This window comes from Acinetobacter sp. NBRC 110496 (assembly GCF_000876115.1).
Lineage (GTDB): Bacteria > Pseudomonadota > Gammaproteobacteria > Pseudomonadales > Moraxellaceae > Acinetobacter.
On record NZ_BBTF01000021.1, the window covers coordinates 43,811 to 65,687 of the forward strand.

The 21,877-nt window shown below is 40.4% G+C and carries 17 protein-coding genes; 6 read left to right on the top strand and 11 right to left on the bottom strand.

The window, feature by feature from the left end:
* Positions 1 to 27: 27 nt before the first annotated feature.
* From Aba26S_RS11800 to Aba26S_RS11850, 11 genes are all read right to left on the bottom strand, one after another.
* Positions 28 to 801 (bottom strand): OmpA family protein, encoded by a 774-nt coding sequence (locus Aba26S_RS11800; protein WP_081408447.1) that lies wholly within the window; start codon positions 799 to 801, stop codon positions 28 to 30.
* Positions 798 to 1,757: a type VI secretion system-associated protein TagF gene (gene tagF, locus Aba26S_RS11805; protein ID WP_005242891.1), complete on the bottom strand. Its 960-nt coding sequence runs from the start codon at positions 1,755 to 1,757 to the stop codon at positions 798 to 800. Before tagF ends, Aba26S_RS11800 begins: the two co-directional genes overlap by 4 nt.
* 37 nt (positions 1,758 to 1,794) lie before the next feature.
* Entirely contained in the window at positions 1,795 to 5,604 is a 3,810-nt protein-coding gene (gene tssM, locus Aba26S_RS11810; protein WP_043972156.1) for a type VI secretion system membrane subunit TssM, read from the bottom strand.
* Between the two features lie 28 nt (positions 5,605 to 5,632).
* On the bottom strand, positions 5,633 to 7,063 hold the full coding sequence (locus Aba26S_RS11815; RefSeq protein ID WP_043972158.1) for a hypothetical protein: 1,431 nt from the start codon (positions 7,061 to 7,063) through the stop codon (positions 5,633 to 5,635).
* Complete coding sequence (tssG, locus tag Aba26S_RS11820; RefSeq protein WP_043972160.1) at positions 7,063 to 8,058, bottom strand: type VI secretion system baseplate subunit TssG; 996 nt, start codon at positions 8,056 to 8,058, stop codon at positions 7,063 to 7,065. Before tssG ends, Aba26S_RS11815 begins: the two co-directional genes overlap by 1 nt.
* Positions 8,022 to 9,830, bottom strand: a complete 1,809-nt coding sequence (gene tssF, locus Aba26S_RS11825; protein ID WP_043972162.1) for a type VI secretion system baseplate subunit TssF — start codon at positions 9,828 to 9,830, stop codon at positions 8,022 to 8,024. Before tssF ends, tssG begins: the two co-directional genes overlap by 37 nt.
* 12 nt (positions 9,831 to 9,842) lie before the next feature.
* The gene (tssE, locus tag Aba26S_RS11830) at positions 9,843 to 10,319 is read right to left on the bottom strand and encodes a type VI secretion system baseplate subunit TssE (RefSeq protein WP_005273745.1); all 477 of its coding nucleotides are present in this window, start codon (positions 10,317 to 10,319) and stop codon (positions 9,843 to 9,845) included.
* Positions 10,320 to 10,396: 77 nt separating this feature from the next.
* Complete coding sequence (locus Aba26S_RS11835) at positions 10,397 to 10,900, bottom strand: type VI secretion system tube protein Hcp (protein ID WP_005151564.1); 504 nt, start codon at positions 10,898 to 10,900, stop codon at positions 10,397 to 10,399.
* A 51-nt stretch (positions 10,901 to 10,951) separates the two neighbouring features.
* Entirely contained in the window at positions 10,952 to 12,433 is a 1,482-nt protein-coding gene (gene tssC, locus Aba26S_RS11840) for a type VI secretion system contractile sheath large subunit (protein WP_043972165.1), read from the bottom strand.
* On the bottom strand, positions 12,426 to 12,929 hold the full coding sequence (tssB, locus tag Aba26S_RS11845) for a type VI secretion system contractile sheath small subunit (RefSeq protein ID WP_005273741.1): 504 nt from the start codon (positions 12,927 to 12,929) through the stop codon (positions 12,426 to 12,428). The genes tssC and tssB overlap by 8 nt, the downstream gene beginning before the upstream one ends.
* 19 nt (positions 12,930 to 12,948) lie before the next feature.
* A complete protein-coding gene (locus Aba26S_RS11850; protein ID WP_043972170.1) occupies positions 12,949 to 13,656 on the bottom strand; it encodes a hypothetical protein in 708 nt (235 codons plus the stop codon).
* A gap of 374 nt (positions 13,657 to 14,030) precedes the next feature.
* Here Aba26S_RS11850 and tssH point away from each other — a divergent pair, with 374 nt between their 5' ends.
* From tssH to Aba26S_RS11880, 6 genes are read left to right on the top strand one after another with little or no spacing between them, the layout of a single operon-like run.
* On the top strand, positions 14,031 to 16,697 hold the full coding sequence (gene tssH / locus Aba26S_RS11855) for a type VI secretion system ATPase TssH (RefSeq protein WP_043972174.1): 2,667 nt from the start codon (positions 14,031 to 14,033) through the stop codon (positions 16,695 to 16,697).
* Between the two features lie 26 nt (positions 16,698 to 16,723).
* The gene (gene tssA, locus Aba26S_RS11860) at positions 16,724 to 17,821 is read left to right on the top strand and encodes a type VI secretion system protein TssA (RefSeq protein ID WP_043972177.1); all 1,098 of its coding nucleotides are present in this window, start codon (positions 16,724 to 16,726) and stop codon (positions 17,819 to 17,821) included.
* 16 nt (positions 17,822 to 17,837) lie between these two features.
* Positions 17,838 to 19,202 carry a type VI secretion system baseplate subunit TssK gene (gene tssK / locus Aba26S_RS11865; RefSeq protein WP_005242902.1) on the top strand — a complete coding sequence of 455 codons (1,365 nt, stop codon included), beginning with the start codon at positions 17,838 to 17,840 and terminating at the stop codon, positions 19,200 to 19,202.
* 10 nt (positions 19,203 to 19,212) lie between these two features.
* Positions 19,213 to 20,019, top strand: coding sequence for a type IVB secretion system protein IcmH/DotU (gene icmH / locus Aba26S_RS11870; protein ID WP_005242904.1), 807 nt, complete (start codon positions 19,213 to 19,215; stop codon positions 20,017 to 20,019).
* 10 nt (positions 20,020 to 20,029) lie between these two features.
* Positions 20,030 to 20,635 (top strand): hypothetical protein, encoded by a 606-nt coding sequence (locus Aba26S_RS11875; RefSeq protein ID WP_043972179.1) that lies wholly within the window; start codon positions 20,030 to 20,032, stop codon positions 20,633 to 20,635.
* A gap of 3 nt (positions 20,636 to 20,638) precedes the next feature.
* Positions 20,639 to 21,607 (top strand): M15 family metallopeptidase, encoded by a 969-nt coding sequence (locus Aba26S_RS11880; protein ID WP_168926880.1) that lies wholly within the window; start codon positions 20,639 to 20,641, stop codon positions 21,605 to 21,607.
* Positions 21,608 to 21,877 lie beyond the last annotated feature (270 nt).

Consider the following 21,877-nt stretch of genomic DNA (forward strand, 5'->3'; position numbering starts at 1 on the left):
TCCCTCGCATTTAGATTTTTAATTTAACTAAAGCACTTCAAATTCAATTCGACGGTTTTTCCGACGACCATCAGCAGTTGCATTATCAGCAACGGGTTGGCTAGAACCCTTACCTTCTGTACTCAAACGATCTGCAGCAATACTTTTACCGACCAGATAAGTTTGTACCGCTGCTGCACGTTGCTGACTCAATACGGTATTTTTATTGGCATCACCAGAACTATCGGTATGGCCAATAATTTTGACTTTCTTGCCGCCAACCTTGTTTAAAGCCACCGCCATTTCATCGAGAATCTGTTGCCCCGCCTTGGTCAGGATTGCACTGCCTGATTCAAATTCAATGATTCGATTCTTAAGTGCATCATCGATAATTTTTTGCTCTGCCTGATTCACTGAAAGTTGTGCATTGAAACGATACGGTTGCTGTACCAAAGCCTGAAAACTGCTGGTGGTTGGTTGAATCTGATTCGGATCAGTCATCTTACCGGTTAAATCAACCTGAGTGCCTCTCACACGTAACTGACCTTGTGAAATCTTCTTCAAATCAGGTGTAATCACACGGGTCACTGAATCACTCCAGCCACTCGGCGCAGACACTGGACGTACCTGAATTTTATCCACGACTTGATCTGCCCCATAGACAGACTGCATTTTCACCAAGATCGCCTGCTTGCTCTCCTCATTCGGAACCACGCCTTCCACCACAATCGGTGCAGCATGGAGCAGATGACTTTGACCTAAAACACATAAGCCAAACAGTAAACTTACCCAGATAGATTTCGGATTATTTCTCATATTCATTCATCTAAAAAAGTTTGTCTGAACAGCTTCAAACCTTGATTAAGGCTCAACTGACGCTGACAAAGTGATTGTTCGAGTGTGGCAAGCCCTGCATTCTGCTCGAGATAAGCATCAATCCATTGTGCCTGGATTAAAGATACCCAGTGCTCACTCTGCATGTTTTGTGTAAAAATATCGCTGAGTGCCATAATATCGGCACCTTGGAAACCAATGAATAAAATCGGCTCATCACGATGCAAGATACCAATCAGAATTTCTGCATTATTCATGCCTAAGAAGCGTCCAACCATACCGACCCAGAATGCTGCAATTTCATAGCAATACATTGAATTATTGATTGGAAGAATCAGCACTTTGTTTAAACGACTGGTACCATTTTTTAAGATCGGTTGTAGCAAAAGCCCCAATCCGATCATGCTCTGTGCCAATTCATAGACATTGATTTTCATCAATTGGGCAAAAGAATGCATGGTATGGTTTTCATAAAAACCATGACATTCGTCAGCGCTAAAAATCTGAACCACATTGGGTAAGTTATTCAGCTTCTCCAACATAATATTGGTATCACGAATACTGCGTAATACCCGATTGCGCTGAAATAAATCGACCAAGACTGATTTATAGTAAAACGGGGCCAATAATAAATTTTGATAAGGCTGCTCAACTTCAAGCAACTGACTCAGTACCATTGGAAATGCACGCCCTGAGCTGTCTTGGCTTGCAATCAGATTGGCAGCCAAAAACATCGATTCAGCCGGATTGGCAATAAAGAAATCCAGTGCTGGTAAAGACTCATAACGCTGTTTAAAGTCAGGCGCACGCATCGCATGTTCAAGTGCTTCCGTAATCCACTGATCCAGCACCTGAATTAATGCATACTGTCCTTTTGATTTCAGAAAGTCCCCGCGAGCGGGTGTCTTTCCATAATACAAAGGTGTTGTCCTTACTTGTTGCATCCAAGTGCCTCCTGCTGTTCCCTGATTATCCCTAACATTACGGGGTTACTCCTGGTTGTGCTGGCGCTGTTGCTGGTGGTTTCACTGCGGCGGCAGCAGGCGTTGCTTGTGCAGAAACTACACGTACCGCTTTGTCAGTTACCACTTTGTCCACCAGTTGTAAGCCTGCATAACCTCGGCTAGAGCCAATACTGCCCGAGCTATTGCCACTAATCAGTCGGAAGTTTACTTTCAGCGTTAAAGAAGGTTCTGTTTTGCTGGTCCAGGTCATTTCAAAACTACCATTTTGCTCTTTGCGCTGTGCCGCATCAATCAAACGATTAATCCCGTATTCACCTGGCTCTTCAAAAATGGTATGGGTTTTGCCTTCCAAGTCCACTGCAGTAATTCGTGCACCCGGGATAGCACCTTGATTTGGCCAAACGAAGTTCACCCACTGTTGGATTCCGTTTTCAAACACCATACGCTGGCCATCAATGTCGATGGTATACGACAGATATTGTGGGTTCGGCAATGGATAGAACTGGAAGTTGGACTGATTCGATACCGGTGCAGCCGCAGGTTGATCTAGACTGCCTGTCGCCATGCCATTGATTGGTGCCACATATTGCTGGAATGCCATGACAAATTGTGGATTCAGGCTAATCCCTAAGTCCTTCCATGTTTTCGACGTTAAGACATAACCACGACGAATCACAAATGGATCTAATGCTTCTTTTACAAAGCGTGCGATGCTACCCGTCTCACCAAAGATTTGACCAATTTCATTGCTGGTCGCTTGTAGGGTCACACCCGCGTTAAATGGATATTTTTGGCTCAAATTGGTTTTAAAAGGTTGATAAGCCTGAATCCCCCACAATTTATTGAGCTCATCTTGAGTCGGCGCAATCAAGCTGGCAAAAGATTGTGTCAGTGGTGTCATTAACAATTTCTGTAATAACTGTTGATCGGTATCCTTCAGACCCACCATCATTTTCTCATCCACATATTTCTGTGTGGTATTAAACACAGATGTCTGATCATTGATGGTCTGTTTAACCAGTGCCATAGCACTTGGGCCAATTTCACCCGCAGTTTTCAAATCATTAAACTTACTGCGTACTTGTGCCAGATTGTTCATGTACTCATCAAATAATGATTTATCTTGTAAATCATCACGCTTACGTACCAGTTGATAGAACATTTGATATTCTTGTGAAATTGCCCCTTGAGCCTTGTTTACCGCCTGAGCTGCTGCCTTATCATCTGAATTATTGAGTACCTTGCGTTTGAACCACGCCACAAAGCCTTTTTCAGGCACTGCAAGTTCAGCCTGTACGATTGGATTATCCCAGTTCGTTTCAATTGCAATACGCTGTAACAGGGTTCGAATTGGTGAGTTTTGTGGTTCACCCAGAATATCAATACTCTTCACTTGCTGAGTGAACTGATCCGCCTTGGCATAATAAATACCGTTCAGGAACTTCTTCCATTCCGTCACATATTCTTGCTTATACAAGGCCACTAATTGCTTGCGAATCTGTTCAGGACTACCTGAGAAAGTTAAGTCATCAGATTGGCGACTATTCAGCACCCAGTCTTTGCTGTCTGTTGGTTTATTCGCAGCTTCCTCAATTGCTTTTTCAACATACTCATCCCATGCTTTTTGGGTGAATACACCAGGTAATGCATAGCTACCCAGTACAATCGCTCGGTTTTGCTCCCCAACAATCTGTCCAACTGTCACGGCAGGAAAGCGTACTGCTGCGCGCATCTTGATTTCGTTATAAACGCGATCACGCGCAGGCATACCACGAATCACTGACAATAAAACCTGGCGAGTTTGATCAACCACCTGAGCATCTGTTTCAAGTACAGGGAAACCGTCTTGATTGGCCAAAGTCATGGCATAAGAGAGAATCTTCTCTGCATCCTGAATCATTCCACCACGCGGCATTTGACCACGATTGGCATCCAGCCAAGAACGCCAGAAACGAGAAACCTGATCACTTAAATGACTGGTATCCATATATTCATGATTACTCATCATTAAGTAGGCTTTTAATGCATTATAAGCATCTTGTGGATTGCTATCTGAAGGCTCTAAATACTGCTGTGTTTTCGCAACTTGTTTGATTTCGACATTGACGTGATTGGCTTTTAAAGTCGCCTCGTTATTTTTAACACGCTGTAAATATTGCGCAATATTTTGCTGTGTTGGGGTCAAAACAATTTGCTTGATGCCTTTGAGGTATTCAGCTTTTAAACTCTCGCGTAACTGGTTGCCCTGATAGAGACCAAAGCTAAATTTCAGTGGGCGATTTTCATCGAACTGATCCAACTGCTGTAACCGTTCTTGTAAAATCAATAAAGCTTCAAGCTGGGTTGATAATTGCTGTCCTGAGGCTTTCTCTAAATGCACCACTTTATCTAAATCAGCCTGTACATCGGCAATCAACTGTTGGTTATTGCGATAAGACCAGACCCAAACCCCAAGTACCAGAGAAACCCCAACCAATGCCGCAATAAAGGCGATATAACGCTGACGTTTTTTCGCTGGATTGATGTGTTGTTTGACCAGATCTTTATCTCTCAAAATAACATTGGAGAATAAGCCCTGTAAGAAATAACCATGATTCGGTGCAACAGAAGAATTCCCTCCCTCCTGACCATTCCCCGGAATTTGCTGGAGTTGAAATTCTTGTGCAATGTTTTCCGTCATTGGGCTTTCAATCACACCTTCTTGTAAAGCACTGGTGAAATAGAAACCTCTAAAAACGGGCTGGAACTGATATGGATTATCTTCGAACAAAGTGCCAATAAAGCTTTTCAATGCTGGCTTTAAAGTTTTGAACTCTAACGGGAACGTCATCACACTTGGAGAAATATTCTGAGAATGACGGCGGCTCAAGTGTGTGGTACTGACACTCTTTAAACCGTCATACAAAATGCTGTAATGCTTATCGAATAATTCAACCGCATTCTGCGATGAGTTCTGCTCATAGGGTAAAGTTGCACCCCAAGCCTGATTGTATTCTTGCGACTCATAGCAATCAAAAAATTCGGTAAAGCCTGCAATCAAATCCATTTTAGAAAAAACCAGATAGACAGGAACCACCACTTCCAGTTTTTCGGTTAAATCCTGAATTCGGGCACGCAAATTTTTTGCCAGTTTCAAAGAGTTTTCAGGACTTTGGCTGATTAACTCAGCAATACTCACGATCAAAATCAGGCCATTAACAGGCGCTTTAGAGCGATTTTTCTTTAAAATATTTAAAAAACCCAACCACTCGGAATGGTCCTCTGAATACACCGAATAACGCCCAGCAGTGTCCAGCAAAATACCCTCCGTTGAAAAGAACCAGTCACAGTTACGGGTACCACTTAAACCCGCTGAAACCATTTTCTGATGTGTTTCTTCAAATGGAAACTTCAAGCCAGAATTATAAATCGCAGAACTCTTACCTGCTGCAGGGTTACCAATCACCATATACCAAGGCAATTCGTATAAAGCCGCATTACCCTTTTTATCACCCAATTTAGATTTACGAATCAATTGAATTGATTCTTTCATCTGCTGCTGAATTAACTGTAGTTCGGCTTTGTCTTTGTGCTGACCATATTCCGCTTGGCTATCTTGCTCTATGGCATTGGCAAGTTCTTCACCTTGTTCGGCATGACGTTTTCTTTGAATCAGCCAATAAATCCCATAAACGATTAAACCCAATGCATAGGTCGCCGCCAATGCCCAAAAGATATGCCGAGGAATAGACGAATATGAAGAAATCAGTGCAACGAATAAGGATAAAGCAATAATAGCTTTAGGATTCGTGATGTACTGCCACAGATAACCTAAAATGATATACATTGAGTTCTCGAATTCTTAATAAAGTTAATTAATCAGCAATTGCTACACTTTCCTGATCTTGCGTGATCTCAGGAACAGCTTGAATAAATGCTTTTAAATTGTGTCCATAAACAAAGGCAACATGTGACTCAGAAAAATGCGCCCCTAACATTATTCCAAAAAGTTTTGCTACGTTTTGGCTATGCCCAAAAATAGGTTTGCAGTACAAGTAATGATGCGCCTCAACAGGACTTTGCTTAAAAAACTGTTCCAGTTTTTTGGCCACTTTTACATCCGTACCATCCTCAACCACCAATACAAAAGGTTCTTCTGCTTGATACTGCGGTAAATCATCAAGCTTGAGCTCTTGGAAAATTTGATCGAGATTATTTTGGTTGCTCACCAACTTAAAGGTCTTTTCAGGCTGTAACCGTTCCAACTGAACTGCTGGATGCGCTAAACAACTGCTACTGACAAATTCCGAAGGGATATAAGCACCCGCTCCCCAAGACTTTTCATCAATAATTTCCTGATCTATTTCTGAATCTGCTGCAATCACCAATGAAACTTCATGGGCTTGATTCTGAATCCGGTCGAGCAATTCAAGCAGATACTGCTCTGTTGAAGCTGCACTAAGGTAGTGATATTCAATATGGAACTTTTGCGGAATCATACCGAGATCGTAGAAAATGGCCTGAATACTTTCATTACTACTCTGGTCATTCCAGGTATGCACCACATCCTCAGACAATAAAATGTGCAGATTTAGCTTATCTAAACGATAGATCTGCTTCACCTCCACCTGTAGCGCTTCTCGCTCTTCATCACCTGAAAAACTCGGATCAATCCATGCAGGATGCATACGGTATTCATGTAAATTCTGGCTTTCATAAAACAGGCTTGAGCGCTTTAAGTGATCAGCAATCGATGCTAAAAGCTCTGTATGCTGTTCAATCTGATGGTGGATCAGCGTCATAATGCGCTGCTGTCGAACCGATAGAAATTGCAAGTCCTCGTCATCCGTATTTTGAATTTGCTGATCAAGCTCTTCAATTCGATAAGAGAGAATCGGTATCCCATGAAAATTCACCAGATTCTGATCTAACTGAGGACTGCTAAACTTCTTGATTCCATCAAGAATCGAATCATTTTCACCCAAAGCGCTATATGCACCTGCTGCATAGAGATTCAGTTCTAACCATTTACTTTCTAAAACTGGCAGTGGTAGCTCGGTTGAACGATGTTCTTGCTCTTGTTCAGCCTGCAAAACACGTTGCTTTTTCTCTTTATAATGTTGATATGTCTTATAAAGCAGCCAAGGTGACAGCAACAGTAAGCTAATCACAACGGGTAAAATAAGAAAATAATTAATTAAATCAGCAGATTCTGGTTGATATTGGATATCACGCCAATAAAAAATCACCACCAAACCAACCAAGATAAAGCAAGCGATGAGTGTCGCTAAAATTTTCTTCATCATTATGCGGCTCCTAAAAGTGCATAACGCGTTTCAGTGTTATGTTGTAATTGTGCTGATGGCATTAAAAATGCCCCTTGCCCCAAACCAATCTCCTGTACTGAATCCAAGCAAATCGGGCGCACTTCATCTTTATCCAGAATCAGCCGGACATCAATAAACAAGGTTGGGCTACACCACGTTTGAACCAGATGTTTTAACTTTTTATTTAAAGGTTGATCTGGTAAAAAAGCTAAATATTTTTCACGACTTAATGGGCCAATTTGAATCTCGATTTTGCCATCAATCTGCTGAACCGTATCGCCACAAAAGGTATTGATGCCCAATAAACTTGGATTATTTCCACCTAAACAGGTTTTTTGCTCATCCCCGAGCTGAAATCTTTCTTTGATAAATTCCTGTATATGCACCTGTGTATCAAACACACAACCAAGTATCGTTTTTAAAGCATGTGCGGTATTGTTCTGCCCCTGCATTAAACCTGAAAACTCAGCAAAATATTCATCCAAATCATGCTGTTCATGTTGCGAACGAATATAGCCATTCAAGGCATGTAAAATATCGAGATAATGGTTTTCTTGCTCTATTTCATAACGAATGGGTAGATTATAAGCAATACTCGCATCAACATATTTCGTGGTGAGTTTATGGTTGAATAAACCCAAAAAAGCCTTAATCTCCAGACGTTGTTGTCGAGAGCTCTGTTTTAATTTATTGGTATAGGTATAAGGCAATGCGCCTTGCGTTCCAGTTAAACCAACAACTAAATTGGTTAACTGAATACGTTCTTCTTGATAACTCAGTGCTTCAATTTCAGTCGCAGGGAAACTTAAACTGAAAGAGGTATCGAATTGAAAATCGTCAGACCAATCCTGCTGCCGCTTTGCCACAGGTAAATGACGTAATAGTCGAGTCGACTGCACAAATTCAAATGAACTGGCCTTTTTAAAGACCTGGTCGACTACAGAAGAGTCTTGCCACCAACGTTCTGTACGCATTGGTATATCTCCTGTTGATTAAGACTGTCTTTTACAACCACATCGACAAAACTATTAATCTGAACTTTCAAATTAAAAATATGACTCAGTAACTGACTGAAAATATAGAGACTATGCCCTCGGAACACATTCTTATTGACCGAAAGCTCGGCCTTAACCCCACGGATGAACATTGGGAACGGTTTTGCATTCATGAGCTTATTGGTGGTTGAAAAATTGAGCTGTTTTAAGGCATCAATCAATAAAATATTTTCTTTGGAATGCGGTAAATTATATAAAGCCAATAGCTCTTTGACATGACTCAAGGCATCCCCTTTCATCAAGGCCAAGGTATTCAGAGATAAATGGGAAATAATGCGCCATTGTTCGTTTTTATTTTTATCGAAATAAAAAGGCGAAGTTGGACGTTTTAAAATTAATGCACGTCGCGCCAGACTACTGTCATTTAAATTTAGAATATTATTGCTTTGGCTCAAAGCTTCATGTGGTAGATCACCATTGGAACAGAGCAACTGGGTACTAATGAAATCTGATTTAATTTCATAAGGTTTCAAATGTTTTGAAACAATCGAATAGCCCATTTGCATGGCTTTGCTTTGTGAAGGTAAATAATTGAGTGAATAGAAAAACTGGACTTTATCGTTATGGTAATGACTCATCGCAAAAAAAGGCAGAACAGCAAGATACGTTTGCTCCTGATTTGTTTTTTCACGCACCATGTTCATCTCAAGCACAGAATATACGTGGTAAAGCTCTGGATGATGCGCATCAGTCACAAGTGGATACTGCAATTGGGTATGTGAAACCTTTTGCGGTTCAGCCTGCTTTTCAAATAAATTAATTGCAGGTGTCGTAAACAGCTTAAAATTGGCAATATTTAATTCTGAATAATTACGCACCACCGCTTGATCATTCAAATTCAGCTTGAGATGGATCAAAATTTCAAATTGATTGTGTTGTTGAAGCATGCCCTTTAAGCAACTCAAATCAAGATTCAGATAATTGAACTTTTCAGGAAAGCAGAAGTATTCCATCAATAAACGATAGGCATGGTGTGTATGCTGGTCAACTGGTAACAGGCTTTCCTGTTCGCTAAAACCCATCACTTCAAAAGGATTACTGACCTCGACCACACGCTGTCCGACACGGATCGCAAAACCAGTATCTTTACGAAAAATACTATCCAAAACCTGTAAGGGAAAGTTTGAGATAGCATCTAAATAGATCGGCAATTTTTCATCTAGAATCCATTTTTGTGCATCATTAAAAACTTCAAACTTCAAACTTAAAGTTGCATTCTGATTCAAATGCATATGAATACTTGGCGAGGTTTGAAACTCAAGTTGCATCAATGAAATCGGTAGTAATCGAACTTCATTAGTCGTATTAAACTCACACTGTACCCCCTTAAAACTACGTGACTTCAATGCGGTTTTCTGTGGGATAATATGCGCAGAACTCAGTTGTTTTAGTTTATTAATATCTTCAAAACTTACCACAGTACATGCAGGGAAATGACGTAGATATTGAGGAAACATCACCTCAAATAAAGAATGGGTAAAAACGTCGTAACTGTCTTCTAGTTTTTTATCAATACGCGCTGCAATCAAGGAAAAAGCTTGAATTAAACGCTCAATATGCGGGTCGTCAATTTGTTCTTGATTGAGTGAAAGTCGCTGCGCAATCTTTGGATACTTCTGTGCAAACTCTCTGGATTGCTGACCGAATTCTTGTAGTTGTTTTTCATAATACGGTAAAAGTTGCTCTATCACAGGTCGCTCACACTAAGTTCTGGCAGAAATAACATATTGTTGTGTTGTCGGCTTAAGTAAAGCGTCGAAGAACACCGGCTCGTACAAAGGATGTATATTTAAATAAGCTTGGATACTTAAACAAAGTGACCCCATATTGTGCCCATCCAATAACATTTCAACTTTGATCTGCCGCAATCTCGGCTCATGTGCTGCAATAGACTGCTCTATCGACTGGCAAATTTTATCTCGATCCAATGGATTGGCTGTTGATAAACCAACAAAATCAATAATTCCAAACTGCAAAATTGATCTCTTTGCGAGTGGATATTCATCCATATCACAATCAAATTGTGCGATCCGACTATTCAATAAGTCTTCCAAATCACGAGCAACCGACTCTCGTAACTGCTGAATCGACATCCCTCTTAAATAATCTTCTTGCTCTGGTACTAAACGATCAAATAATGTTGATCTGAATCCATAAGGATATAGATGATCTAAATTCATTTTTATAGGAACGGCATCTTGGAAAAATAGAGGCTAATAGGCGACTATTAACCTCTACTAGAACATCACAGTCTCGATTACGCAGCGTATGAAGCTGTGTTATTAGACAATGACCATTTCTTCGTCACGGCACCTTTCGCAGTACCGTTAATGTCTTGTTGGTTATAAGTCCACTCAACAGCAGCATATTTCAAACCAAATGTTTCAGTTGGAACACCTTCTTCGTTTACAGTCGGTGTTACGCTTGAAACAAGAACATGTTTCAATTTGATTTGTAAGTACTTGATGCGTTTATCACCATTGGCACGGTAGTAATCGATCTGTACTTCATCAAACGTATAACCCGCAGAACACGCTTCCCAAAGTTTAGGACTAGTTGCATCCAAGTCTTTAACAAAGATCATGTCTGAGTGTTCAACACGTTCAGCTGTATGGCCACCTACGCTACTTGAAGTCGCAGATTTAGGTTGACGAATGTTATGAGCCCAAGAGTTAACTTCAAGCCAACCTTTGTGTTCAGAATCGCGAGATTCTCCGTCTACCTTGTACTTACCACGAAACTCAACATATATATCTTTCATTTAAAATTTACCTCTATTTTATTTAAAGTTATTATCTAGCTGATCTCATTATTAATTTGAGGACTGAGGTAGTTCAGTCACGAGTCGTAAAGAAACCGACAACTCATCCAGCTGGAAATGTGGTCTTAAGAAAACCACAGACTTGTAGTGACCCGGTTGAGCTGGGTCTTCTACAACTTTTACAGATGCCTCACGAAGCGGATATTGTGCTTTTGCTTCTTGAGATGCACCATCATCTAGCAAGACATATTGCGAGAGCCATTCATTTAAAAATGCTTCAACATTGCCTGCAGATGCAAAACTTCCCACTTTGTCACGCATCATTGCTTTTAAATAATGTGCAATGCGCGATACCGCCATAATGTATTGGATTTGGCTAGAAAGTGCAGAGTTTGCATTCGCCGTATCACTGTCATATTTTTTAGGTTTTTGAGCCGATTGTGCGCCAAAGAAAGCTGCATAATCCGTATTTTTACAATGTACCAGCGGAATAAAGCCCAGATCACTCAGTTCTTTTTCACGACGGTCAGTGATTGCGATTTCAGTTGGACATTTAAATACCACTTCACCATCTGAAGTCTTGAAGGTATGCACTGGCAAGCCTTCAACCAGACCACCACCCTCTACACCACGAATCGCAGCACACCAGCCATGCATATCAAATGCATTGGTTAAACGGGTACCGAAGGCATATGCCGCATTCATCCATAAATAATCATCATGGTTTTCACCAGAGACATCTTCAATGAAGTTGAAACCTTCAGTTGCAGTACCTTCTTTTGGATGGTATGGCAAACGGCCCAAGACATGTGGCATGGTCAATGCCACATAACGAGAGTCTTCGCTGTCACGGAAAGAACGCCATTGAACGTATTCCGCTGTTTCAAAGATTTTTGAAACATCACGTGGACGATCAATATCAGTAAATGATTCAAGGCCTAAAATACTTGGGCTTGCAGTTGAAACAAACGGGGCATGTGCAGCAGCAGCAACATGAGAGATTTGTTCCAGTAAATACATATCTGATGGGGTACGATCAAATTCGAAGTCACCAATCAGTGCCGCATAGGGTGCACCACCAAATGAACCGTATTCTTCTTCATAAATCTTTTTAAACAAGGTACTTTGATCGAAATCTGTCGCGCCTTGGAAATCTTTTACTAATTCTTTTTTGGTCGTATTTAACATACGAATTTTAATCATTGAATTAGATGGTGTTTCTTGACAGAAATAGTAGAGTCCACGCCACGTTGATTCAATCTTTTGGAATTGCTCGTGGTGCATAATTTCACTCAGCTGATTCGAGATGAGTGCATCAATTTCTGCAATACGCTTGTCAATTGACAAGGTCATATTTTCAGAAACGGTAATCGTTCCTGCCATGACCTCTTTTGCCAACTCACCAATTAGGCTTTTCGCACGAACATGTTCATCGTCATTACGTGCAATGCGGCTTTGCTCAACGATTGAGTCGAGTAAATTTACTGACTCTGTTTCTACACTTGCTGCAGCGGCAGCCTGTAAATTACTCATTTTCAGCCTCCGCACTTAACTGACGGATTTGATCGGTATTTTTTAATACTTCATCCAACAAGTCTTCTAAACGTTCACTGTTAGAAATCTTGTTACGCAAATCAGTTAAACGCTCACGTGCTTCAACCAATTTACGCAATGGATCAACCTGTTGTACTACCTGCTCTGGACGAAAATCTTCCATCGAGTTGAAGGTTAAATCCACCGACATACGACCACCCTCTTCCGTCAAGGTATTCTGAACCTGAAACGCAGCGCGTGGTGCCAATGATTCCATCACTTCATCGATATTATCTAAATCGACATTGATAAATTTTTTGTCTTTTAGTTTGGTTTTTTCTAACTCAGACGCTGCCGAGAAATCACCCATCACACCAACAACAAAAGGAAGTTCTTTTGATTCCTTACCATCACCAACTTCAACATCATATGTGAGTTGTACACGAGGAGGACGTATGCGTTGCAGTTTTTTCTGTACGCTTTCTCTCTTTGCCATAACTTTTCACCCTTGATTATTATTTCAACGAATCGAATGGATTCGAACCTGTCTTTTGAACAGTATTTGGTTGTTTCGTAACTGCAGGTGTTACAGGTGTTTGACGTTTCACCGGTGCAACTGTTTGAGTTACAGTACTACGTGTTGGTTGAGTTGTACGTACTTTTCTGTTCGTAGTACGTCGCGTTGTGTTATTGCTTGACGTATTTCGAATTTCTTTCTTTAAAGATTCATCAGTAATTGCTTTGCTCGTTGAGGTATCTGGAGCAGGTAAAGCAACACGAATGTTATCGCTGAGCTGTTTCGCAGGTGGGTAAGTGAGTTCATTACTCAGATAACGCATTTCACTCGAACGCATGTGTTGCAATGATTGATTGGCAATCTCAACACTGGCTAAAAAAGTAACATCTGTTAAAGTTGTACCACGTACATTTTGCTCTTGTAATTGCGTCGCGAGTTTTAAAGCATTCATCGGTTGCTTTAATTCATACATACGCATTGCTGCTTGAGCTAATAAATCATTTACACGAGAAGCATTATCCTTATCACAAGCCTGCTGATAAAGATCCAAGAGGGTATGATCCGTTTGGTTTGCTGCCAAAGGATACTGTTTAATGCATTTACTTTTTAATTTAATTGGTTTTACTGGTTGATCATCAGCATAAACTGCATTACCGATTAAACTCGTTGTTATACAAAGAATTGATATTACAATACCTTTTTTCAAAATATGCCTCATATTATTTAACTTATAATTGAAGAGCTGACAATTATTGTTAAAAAACCCTCTTACTCGTCAATTTTTGTACATTTACATCATTTCCGCGAATTTAACAAAAAAAACACATATAAAGTCAATACTAGTTACGTTTATTAACATTATTAAATTTTCATGACAGACATTCTTGTAAAAAAAAACTTAAAACGCGTGCATTTTTTGTTTAAATGTGACATTTTTTGTTGTAGAATAATCTGTATATTCGCACAAAGATACACCAAGTTTTTGATTTTATTCAAAAAATATTTTCAATAGAAAACAACCATATCAAGCTAGAACTCAGCGAATAGGGCTTGGTATTTAAAAATTATTGTGAGTAATAAATGAGTAACTTAAAGGTTTTAATTACAAAACTATCACCTCCTACTCGTACCGCATTAGAAAAATCTGCGAATTATTGTATTAACCAATTGAATTATGAGATTGAAATTGAACATCTATTTGTTGAACTATTAAATCAAAATATAGTCAATGATTTACATATTCTCTTAAAAAAAAATAATATCTCTTCAGATGCCTTAACTACTGATTTAAAAGAAACAATTGCTTCATTACCTAAAGGTAATACTCGTACGCCAATCTTTGCAAAATCAATTGTTCGGTTATTTGAACAAGCGTGGTTACTCGCTTCAGCAGAACAGACGCCTTTGATTCGGAGTAGTCATTTATTAATTGCATTATTGACCGCACCCGATTTACAACAAATCGCTTTTAGAGCTTCAAGTTTATTTGAACGCTTCCCCATCGATACAATGAAGCACAAGTTTCTCGATCTTTGTGGGAAAAGCAGTGAACAACCACAAATCGAAAATTCCGCTACAACAACTGAACAAACGGCAGATCCTGAATCCACTGTAACTTCAGCCAAAACCCCAGCGCTCGATCAGTACACGATTAATTTGACTGAAAAAGCCAAACAAGGCGGCATTGACCCTGTCATTGGTCGCGAATTTGAAATTCGTCTGATGCTCGACATCCTGATGCGTCGCCGTCAGAACAATCCGATTTTGACGGGTGAACCGGGTGTGGGTAAAACTGCCGTGGTTGAAGGTCTGGCCTTAAAAATTGCACAAGGTCTCGTTCCTGAGGCACTCAAAAATGTTCACCTACATGTCTTAGACATGGGCTTGTTGCAAGCTGGTGCCAGTGTCAAAGGAGAATTCGAGAATCGTTTAAAACAGGTAATTCAAGAAGTACAAGCCTCTGCTCATCCTATTATTTTGTTCATTGATGAAGCACATACCATGATTGGTGCCGGTGGTCAGGCTGGACAAAATGATGCTGCCAACTTACTCAAACCCGCTTTAGCGCGCGGTGAATTAAGAACAATTGCGGCAACGACTTGGGCTGAATACAAACAATATTTTGAAAAAGATGCTGCACTGAGTCGTCGTTTCCAAGTGGTTAAAGTTGAAGAACCAACGGAAGAAGTAGCGATCGATATGTTACGTGCCATGATTCCGGTCATGCAAAGTCACTTCAACCTTCAGATTGATGATCAGGCCATTGTTACGGCCGTTCAAGCATCACACCGTTATATCAGTGGCCGCCAACTCCCAGATAAAGCAGTAAGCGTACTGGATACCGCTTCGGCTCGTGTTGCGCTGACGCAAAATGCTCAACCCGTTGTTCTAGATCAACTCAAAGCACAACAGCACAATCTCAAGCTAGAACATCAGATTATTAACAATGAACATCAACAGTTCCCTATTCATCATGAACGCTTACAGGAACTGGATCTGCAACTTGCAGACTTGGAAAAAGAGATTCAAACCACTGAAAGCAAATGGCAACAAGAGCTTGCTTTGGTGAAACAGATTCAAGCGCTGAATGCACAAGCAGAACAAGACCATAAAGCACAAATTGCGACATTGAGAGCGGATTTAGCTCAGTTACAAGGTCAAACACCGTTAGTGTTTGAACGTGTAAATGCCCAGATCATCAATGAAATTATTTCTGACTGGACTGGTATTCCTGTTGGCAAGATGGTCAATGATGAAATCAAACAAATTCTAAGCCTTGAGGATAAACTGGGCGAACGCGTGATGGGCCAAGACTATGCTCTCACCCAACTCGTGCAAGGTATTAAAACCTCTAAAGCCAAATTAGAAGATCCGAACAAACCACAAGGTGTATTCCTACTGGTTGGCCCAAGCGGAGTGGGTAAAACGGAAACTGCCCTTGCTCTCGCCAATGAGTTGTATGGGGGTGAACAACACCTGATCACTATCAATATGTCTGAATATCAGGAAGCACATACCGTTTCATCCTTAAAAGGTGCACCTCCTGGTTATGTCGGTTATGGTCAAGGTGGTGTTCTCACTGAAGCCGTTCGTCGCAACCCCTATAGTGTTGTACTATTAGACGAGGTTGAAAAAGCCCACAGTGATGTACAAGAATTATTCTATCAAGTCTTCGATAAAGGGATGCTTGAAGATGGTGAGGGTCGCGTGATCGACTTTAAAAACACCACTATTTTGCTGACCTCGAATACCGGTTCAAGTGCCATCATGCAGGCCTGTTTAAATCAGCCTGTAGAAGACTGGCCACATGCCGAAGATTTGATCGAGCATTTGAAACCAAGTTTGTATAAACAGTTTAAGCCAGCATTTATTGGCCGTATGCGTATCGTGCCTTACTTGCCATTGCATGATGAACTTTTAGTTCGCATCATCAAACACAAACTTGGGAAAATCGTTGCCCGTATTGAAAAACAATATGCAACACAGGTTCAATATTCAGATGATTTAATTGAATTGCTATTAAACCGTTGTACTGAGGTTGATAGCGGTGCGCGTAATGTGGACAACATCCTTAACTCGACCGTTCTTCCTGCTTTAGCAACAGAAATTTTAGTCGCTTTGGCCGAGCATAAATTACCGAAGTCGATTGTGATTGATACCAAGGACGATGAAATTATCTATCAATTGGATCCGGCAGAAAAAACCACCAAGAAACGTTCAAGTAAAAAAGCCAAAGCTGAAGTTTAAAATTTTAAGATTGAGCCAAATTTGTGATGCATATGGATATTATATCTTTACTTACGCCGATTAATGAGCAGTCACCATGTGGTGAGGATTACTCCTTCTCCAATGAGTTCCATGCCATTAAAAAAGCAAAAACCCAAGATGATGTGTTGCTTGATCAAGGGGATTGGGTGACTGAACCCAAACAGGCGGATTGGGACTTTGTCGCAAATACCTCAATGGATTTACTGCAATCGAAAAGTAAAGATATCCGTTTGCTGACTTGGCTTTCTGAAGCCTGGGCCAACCTGTATGGCTTTGAAGGCATTAGTAAAAGTCTGGAACTCAGCCACCGTATACTAGAACAATATTGGTTAACCCTGCACCCTGAAGTCGAAGATGATGATTTAGACCAACGTATTGGGTTATTACAAGGGCTTATTAATCAGCTCCCTTTGCTGATCAAAAAAGTAGCGTTAATTAACCATGCGCCTTTTTATCATTTACTTGATTATGATAATTTTCTTTATCATCAGAATATTCGTCGTAAGCAAAGTGATGATTTTGAAGGCTCAAATAGCCCCTCTGAGTTAGAGCAGTTTGAACAAGCCCTCTCCAATACTGATAAAAACTTTCAACGTCAAAACTACCAACGTTTTAATGAAATTTTGCAGCAATGGGCAACGCTGAAACAAGTTTTAGATGGTTTACTGGGTCTAGATTCACCAAGTTTCGCAGCGATTGATTCAAGTCTTGATACCATTCATATCACGCTAAAAAAGATTTATAAAACCGAGTTGTTTGAGCAAATACCGCAAACAGCAATTACAGAAATTGAAACATCGACAACACCGATAGTACAACACGTGACGACACAATCTTCTGCACCTCAAAATCAGCTGTCTTTCCAGCCGCAAGTTCAATCGCATATTGAAAATCGCGAACAAGCAATGCGTGTATTGCAAGAAATTGCCACTTATTTCGAAAAGAATGAGCCACACAGCCCCGTTAGCTATATGTTGCAAAAAACCATCAAGTGGAGCCAAATGCCACTGCATGAGTGGTTAACCCAAGTGATTAAGGATGAACATCCTTTACAAATGTTGCAGGACACCCTTGGTGTTCAGCCAAAGAATGAATACGAATAATTGTTGGTAAATGAATATGTTTAAAGCAGAAAAGATTCTTTGGGGTGAAGGCTTATTTTTACGTCCCCAGCATTTTCAGATCCAAGATACCTATCATGAACAACGTTTGAATCATACCATTCGGGCGATGATTCCACATGCTTATGGTGTCCAGAAATTAAAATTTGATGAAGTTCAACTCTCTACCCATATTCTCGCTTTACAAGAAGTCGAAATTATTTGGCAAGATGGTGAAATTTATCATGCACCAGCCCAAGATTTATTGCCAGAACCATTATTGTTAGATGACCTCAATCTACAAGGTGAAATGACGGTTTATCTCGCATTACCCATCCTGCAAGCCAATAAGAAAAATATCGCAGATGAAACACGCGCTGTGTCGAGTCGTTACCACAACTATTTGACAGAAACACACGACCTGTTTACCGATGCCAGTCCAGCTGAGCTGAATCTATTGCGTCGTCGTGCTGAATTTAAATTGTTAGAGCAACATATTCAGCCGAGTCAGAATTTAGATGGTTTCTTATATATTCCTGTGGGTAAAATTAAGCGTCAAAGCTCGGGGCACTTCGAGTTAGACAACAAGTTTATTCCACCGATTTTACATATTGCAGCTTCTGAATCTCTGATTAATAACCTAAAGCGTACGCTCAATGTCATTAAGGCCAAAATTAAAACCATTCAGAGCAATAACCGTGAAAACGAACAAAAACTGATTGAATTCCGTTCAGGAGATATCGTTTCCTTCTGGTTGATCAATGCCTTAAATACCGCCTATGCCGGATTGAACCATTTACTCCAATATCCATTGATTCACCCAGAACGTTTATTTTCAGAATTATTGCGTTTAACAGGTTCATTGCTGACCTTCTCGACCGCTTATGATGTCGATCATCTGCCTCATTATAAACATCATCAACTACAAGACAGCTTTCAGCAGCTTGACCTGATCTTAAGAGATTTATTGGATACCATTATTTCAAGCCGCTACTTCAGTATCGCCTTGAAAGAAACGCGACCATCCTATTGGGTGGGCAGTCTTGAGTCAGACAAAATTACCCGTGATACGCGTCTTTATATTGCTGTGTCGAGCAGTATGATGCAAACCCATGAACTGATTCAAATTGTACCTTTGCGTTTCAAAGTGGGTAGTACCATTGATGTAGAACAGCGTGTCATTGCTGCGCTTCCTGCTGTTCCACTCCATCATTTAATGCAAGTACCTACTGCAATTCCTGTACGTTCTGGTGTCAGCTATTTTGAAATCGAGCCGCATCACGAACTCTATCAACGTATGCTTGAGTCAGAGTCCATCTGTGTTTATGTACCTGCTGGATTCCAAGATATAAGTATTGAACTCATTGCGGTAATGAATAGTTAAGAGAACAACAATGACTCAACCCACTGGCATCCCCTCTTTATTTGATGATGGAAAAATTGGTTCAGGTTTACCTACCGCTGATCAACCACAGAATAAAGCGCAAGCAACCAACTTGATTGACCTCTTACATGATGGGTTCTATCTGGTTTTTTTACTTCGCAATCGTTATATCCCGACAAATCCAAGTGATTTTCGCGAAAAGATTGTTGACTTACTCAACCGTTTTGAGCAGCAGGCTAAGCGTTTACAATTTTCTGCTGACGATATTCATGATGCCAAATATGCTTTTTGTGCCCTGATTGATGAAACTATTGCCACACAACAAGATGCTGCTTATTTTAATTTGCAAAATTCCTGGCTGATCAGTCCACTGCAATTAAGCTTATTTGGCTCCCAATTGGCTGGTTATCGTTTTTTTGAAATCTTGGAGCAACTCCGTAGTCGCGGTAAAGAACGCTTAGCGTCACTTGAAGTATTTCACTACTGCTTGCTACTTGGATTTCAGGGAAAATATCGCCTGGAATCAGTGGAAAGTTTAAACCATTTGGTTGCACGCGTGGGCGATGAAATAGATTACCTCAAAGGGAAAAAAGCAGCATTCTCGCCATTCGCAGCGATCCCTGATCATATCAAACATATTATCCATCACGAGTTGCCATTTTTCTGGATTTTGATCTTTTTATTAATCTTTGCTGCCCTGACTTTTGCAGGCTTGAAATTCATGCTGTCCAAGCAGAATCACAATGCCCTAAACCCTTATCAAAATGTGATTTCAGCACCTGCTGAAGAAGCACATATCACCATCCATTTACCTTAGTTGATAACGTATGACTCAGGAAAGAACAACTTCTTTACGCATATTACAGACCAATAAGAAAAAAACCTTATCTCCTGTAATTTATTTACTGATTGGATTTCTTTCAGGGATTATTTTTACCTCGCTGATTTTCTTTCTATTTGTTACGGACTCAAATACAGCTGAAGCAGTACCACTGGAACAAGAACAGACCGTGGACGAAAATACAAATATCCAACCTCATGCAAAAGTGCCATCTCATAGTTCTGAAGAACCCATGCCTGTTCATCATGAAACAGCCGAATCAGCAGAAGACAATGGGTTTGCTCAGCCAGGCAGTAATGATTTAAATAAATTTTTCCAGCGCACGCCTCCACCCACTGCGCCTGTCCGTACTGGACAACAAATTTCACCTTTTGCGAATGAACCGAATAGCAAAGCAGTCCAGCCGTCAGCACCTGCAAAACCTGTAGCAACTAAAAATGAACTACCGATGACCAATAAAGTTGTTAAACCCGCATCTCAGCCAGCCAAAGCAGCGTCTCCAAAAACGGTAGAACCTCAAGCCGAAGCACCTGATGCAACAGTGCAAATCAAAGTCACTCAGAAACCATTTGCTGTGAATGAACTGAAATAACACATGATCTGGTTTATCTTTTTCTGCTTCATCGCGGTTGCGATCGGATTAACACTGCTCATGTCTCATGAGTTGCGTTATAAATCCAAACAGTTCCTGCAATCCTTATTGCCAAGTAGCAAAAAGAAAATCGTAAATGCCATGCAGTTTGCGGAAAATATGCACCAAGCAGCTTCACCAGACAGACTGCAATCACATTGGCATTTGCAACAATGGTGGATTTTAGTTGCGGGTTTCTTTTTATTTGCAAGTATCCTCATTTTTGCTTTTACACGTCCGATCAACTCCACACGTATAGAGGCAGAATACCTAAAAGAAACAGATCCACAAATTTATACCCTACTCAATGGTGAAATGTTAAGCCCACCACCAGAAGTAGATGAAACCCTTATTCAAGATGCAATTGTGGAAGCCACTCGTCTTGAACAAGCTTATCAGGCGCAACACCCAACTGATCCAAGTATTGATGCGTCTCAGATTGAAATTCCACTGACTCATTCGCATGGCAGTTTAGATTCGTCTTTGGTTGATCGTAAATGGGATAAAATTAATCCACGTTATAAACAGCGCTTGCTCATGGTGTTCAAAATTATGAAAGAGCAGCATGGTTATGAACTGGTTTTACTTGAAGGCTATCGCAGTCCAAATCGCCAAAATATGTTAGCGGGTAACCCGAACACAACACGTGCCAAAGGCTATCAAAGTTATCATCAATTTGGCTTAGCCGCAGATGTTGCCTTTAAACGGAATGGTAAAGTGGTTATCTCTGAACGTGATCCATGGGCAATGCGGGGTTATGAACTTTACGGACAAGTTGCTGAATCTGTTGGCTTAACATGGGGTGGTCGTTGGAAATCCATCAAAGACTATGGCCATACCGAATACCGTATGCCAGGCTTAAGAAAAACCAAAGAAATGGCCGATCAACTAACAGCTGAAGGGCAATTAACTGCTAAATCTGAGGACTCTTAATGCATCTGGTTATTATTCCACTGCTCTAAAAATAGATAAACCTGTGCATTTTACATAGTTGCACAGGTTTTGGTGTTATATTCAATTATAAGTAATATCTAAAATCGACTCTTCAATCTCTACCTCTGCTTAAATAACTTTATTTAGCTAGGGATATAGAAATGGGTTTCCTGAATTTTAAAATAAACTCTTTGAAAACCAGATTCATAATTAATACAAGTATAAAAGCAATAACAAATGAACCTAATATATCAAAAGGAAAGTGGACAC

Bases quoted from the DNA above. Each gene is read 5' to 3' on its own strand.
- Aba26S_RS11800 (WP_081408447.1), bottom strand. From the start codon at position 801: ATGAATATGAGAAATAATCCGAAATCTATCTGGGTAAGTTTACTGTTT.
- tagF (WP_005242891.1), bottom strand. From the start codon at position 1,757: ATGCAACAAGTAAGGACAACACCTTTGTATTATGGAAAGACACCCGCT.
- tssM (WP_043972156.1), bottom strand. From the start codon at position 5,604: ATGTATATCATTTTAGGTTATCTGTGGCAGTACATCACGAATCCTAAA.
- Aba26S_RS11815 (WP_043972158.1), bottom strand. From the start codon at position 7,063: ATGATGAAGAAAATTTTAGCGACACTCATCGCTTGCTTTATCTTGGTT.
- tssG (WP_043972160.1), bottom strand. From the start codon at position 8,058: ATGCGTACAGAACGTTGGTGGCAAGACTCTTCTGTAGTCGACCAGGTC.
- tssE (WP_005273745.1), bottom strand. From the start codon at position 10,319: ATGAATTTAGATCATCTATATCCTTATGGATTCAGATCAACATTATTT.
- Aba26S_RS11835 (WP_005151564.1), bottom strand. From the start codon at position 10,900: ATGAAAGATATATATGTTGAGTTTCGTGGTAAGTACAAGGTAGACGGA.
- tssC (WP_043972165.1), bottom strand. From the start codon at position 12,433: ATGAGTAATTTACAGGCTGCCGCTGCAGCAAGTGTAGAAACAGAGTCA.
- tssB (WP_005273741.1), bottom strand. From the start codon at position 12,929: ATGGCAAAGAGAGAAAGCGTACAGAAAAAACTGCAACGCATACGTCCT.
- tssH (WP_043972174.1), top strand. From the start codon at position 14,031: ATGAGTAACTTAAAGGTTTTAATTACAAAACTATCACCTCCTACTCGT.
- tssA (WP_043972177.1), top strand. From the start codon at position 16,724: ATGCATATGGATATTATATCTTTACTTACGCCGATTAATGAGCAGTCA.
- tssK (WP_005242902.1), top strand. From the start codon at position 17,838: ATGTTTAAAGCAGAAAAGATTCTTTGGGGTGAAGGCTTATTTTTACGT.
- icmH (WP_005242904.1), top strand. From the start codon at position 19,213: ATGACTCAACCCACTGGCATCCCCTCTTTATTTGATGATGGAAAAATT.
- Aba26S_RS11875 (WP_043972179.1), top strand. From the start codon at position 20,030: ATGACTCAGGAAAGAACAACTTCTTTACGCATATTACAGACCAATAAG.
- Aba26S_RS11880 (WP_168926880.1), top strand. From the start codon at position 20,639: ATGATCTGGTTTATCTTTTTCTGCTTCATCGCGGTTGCGATCGGATTA.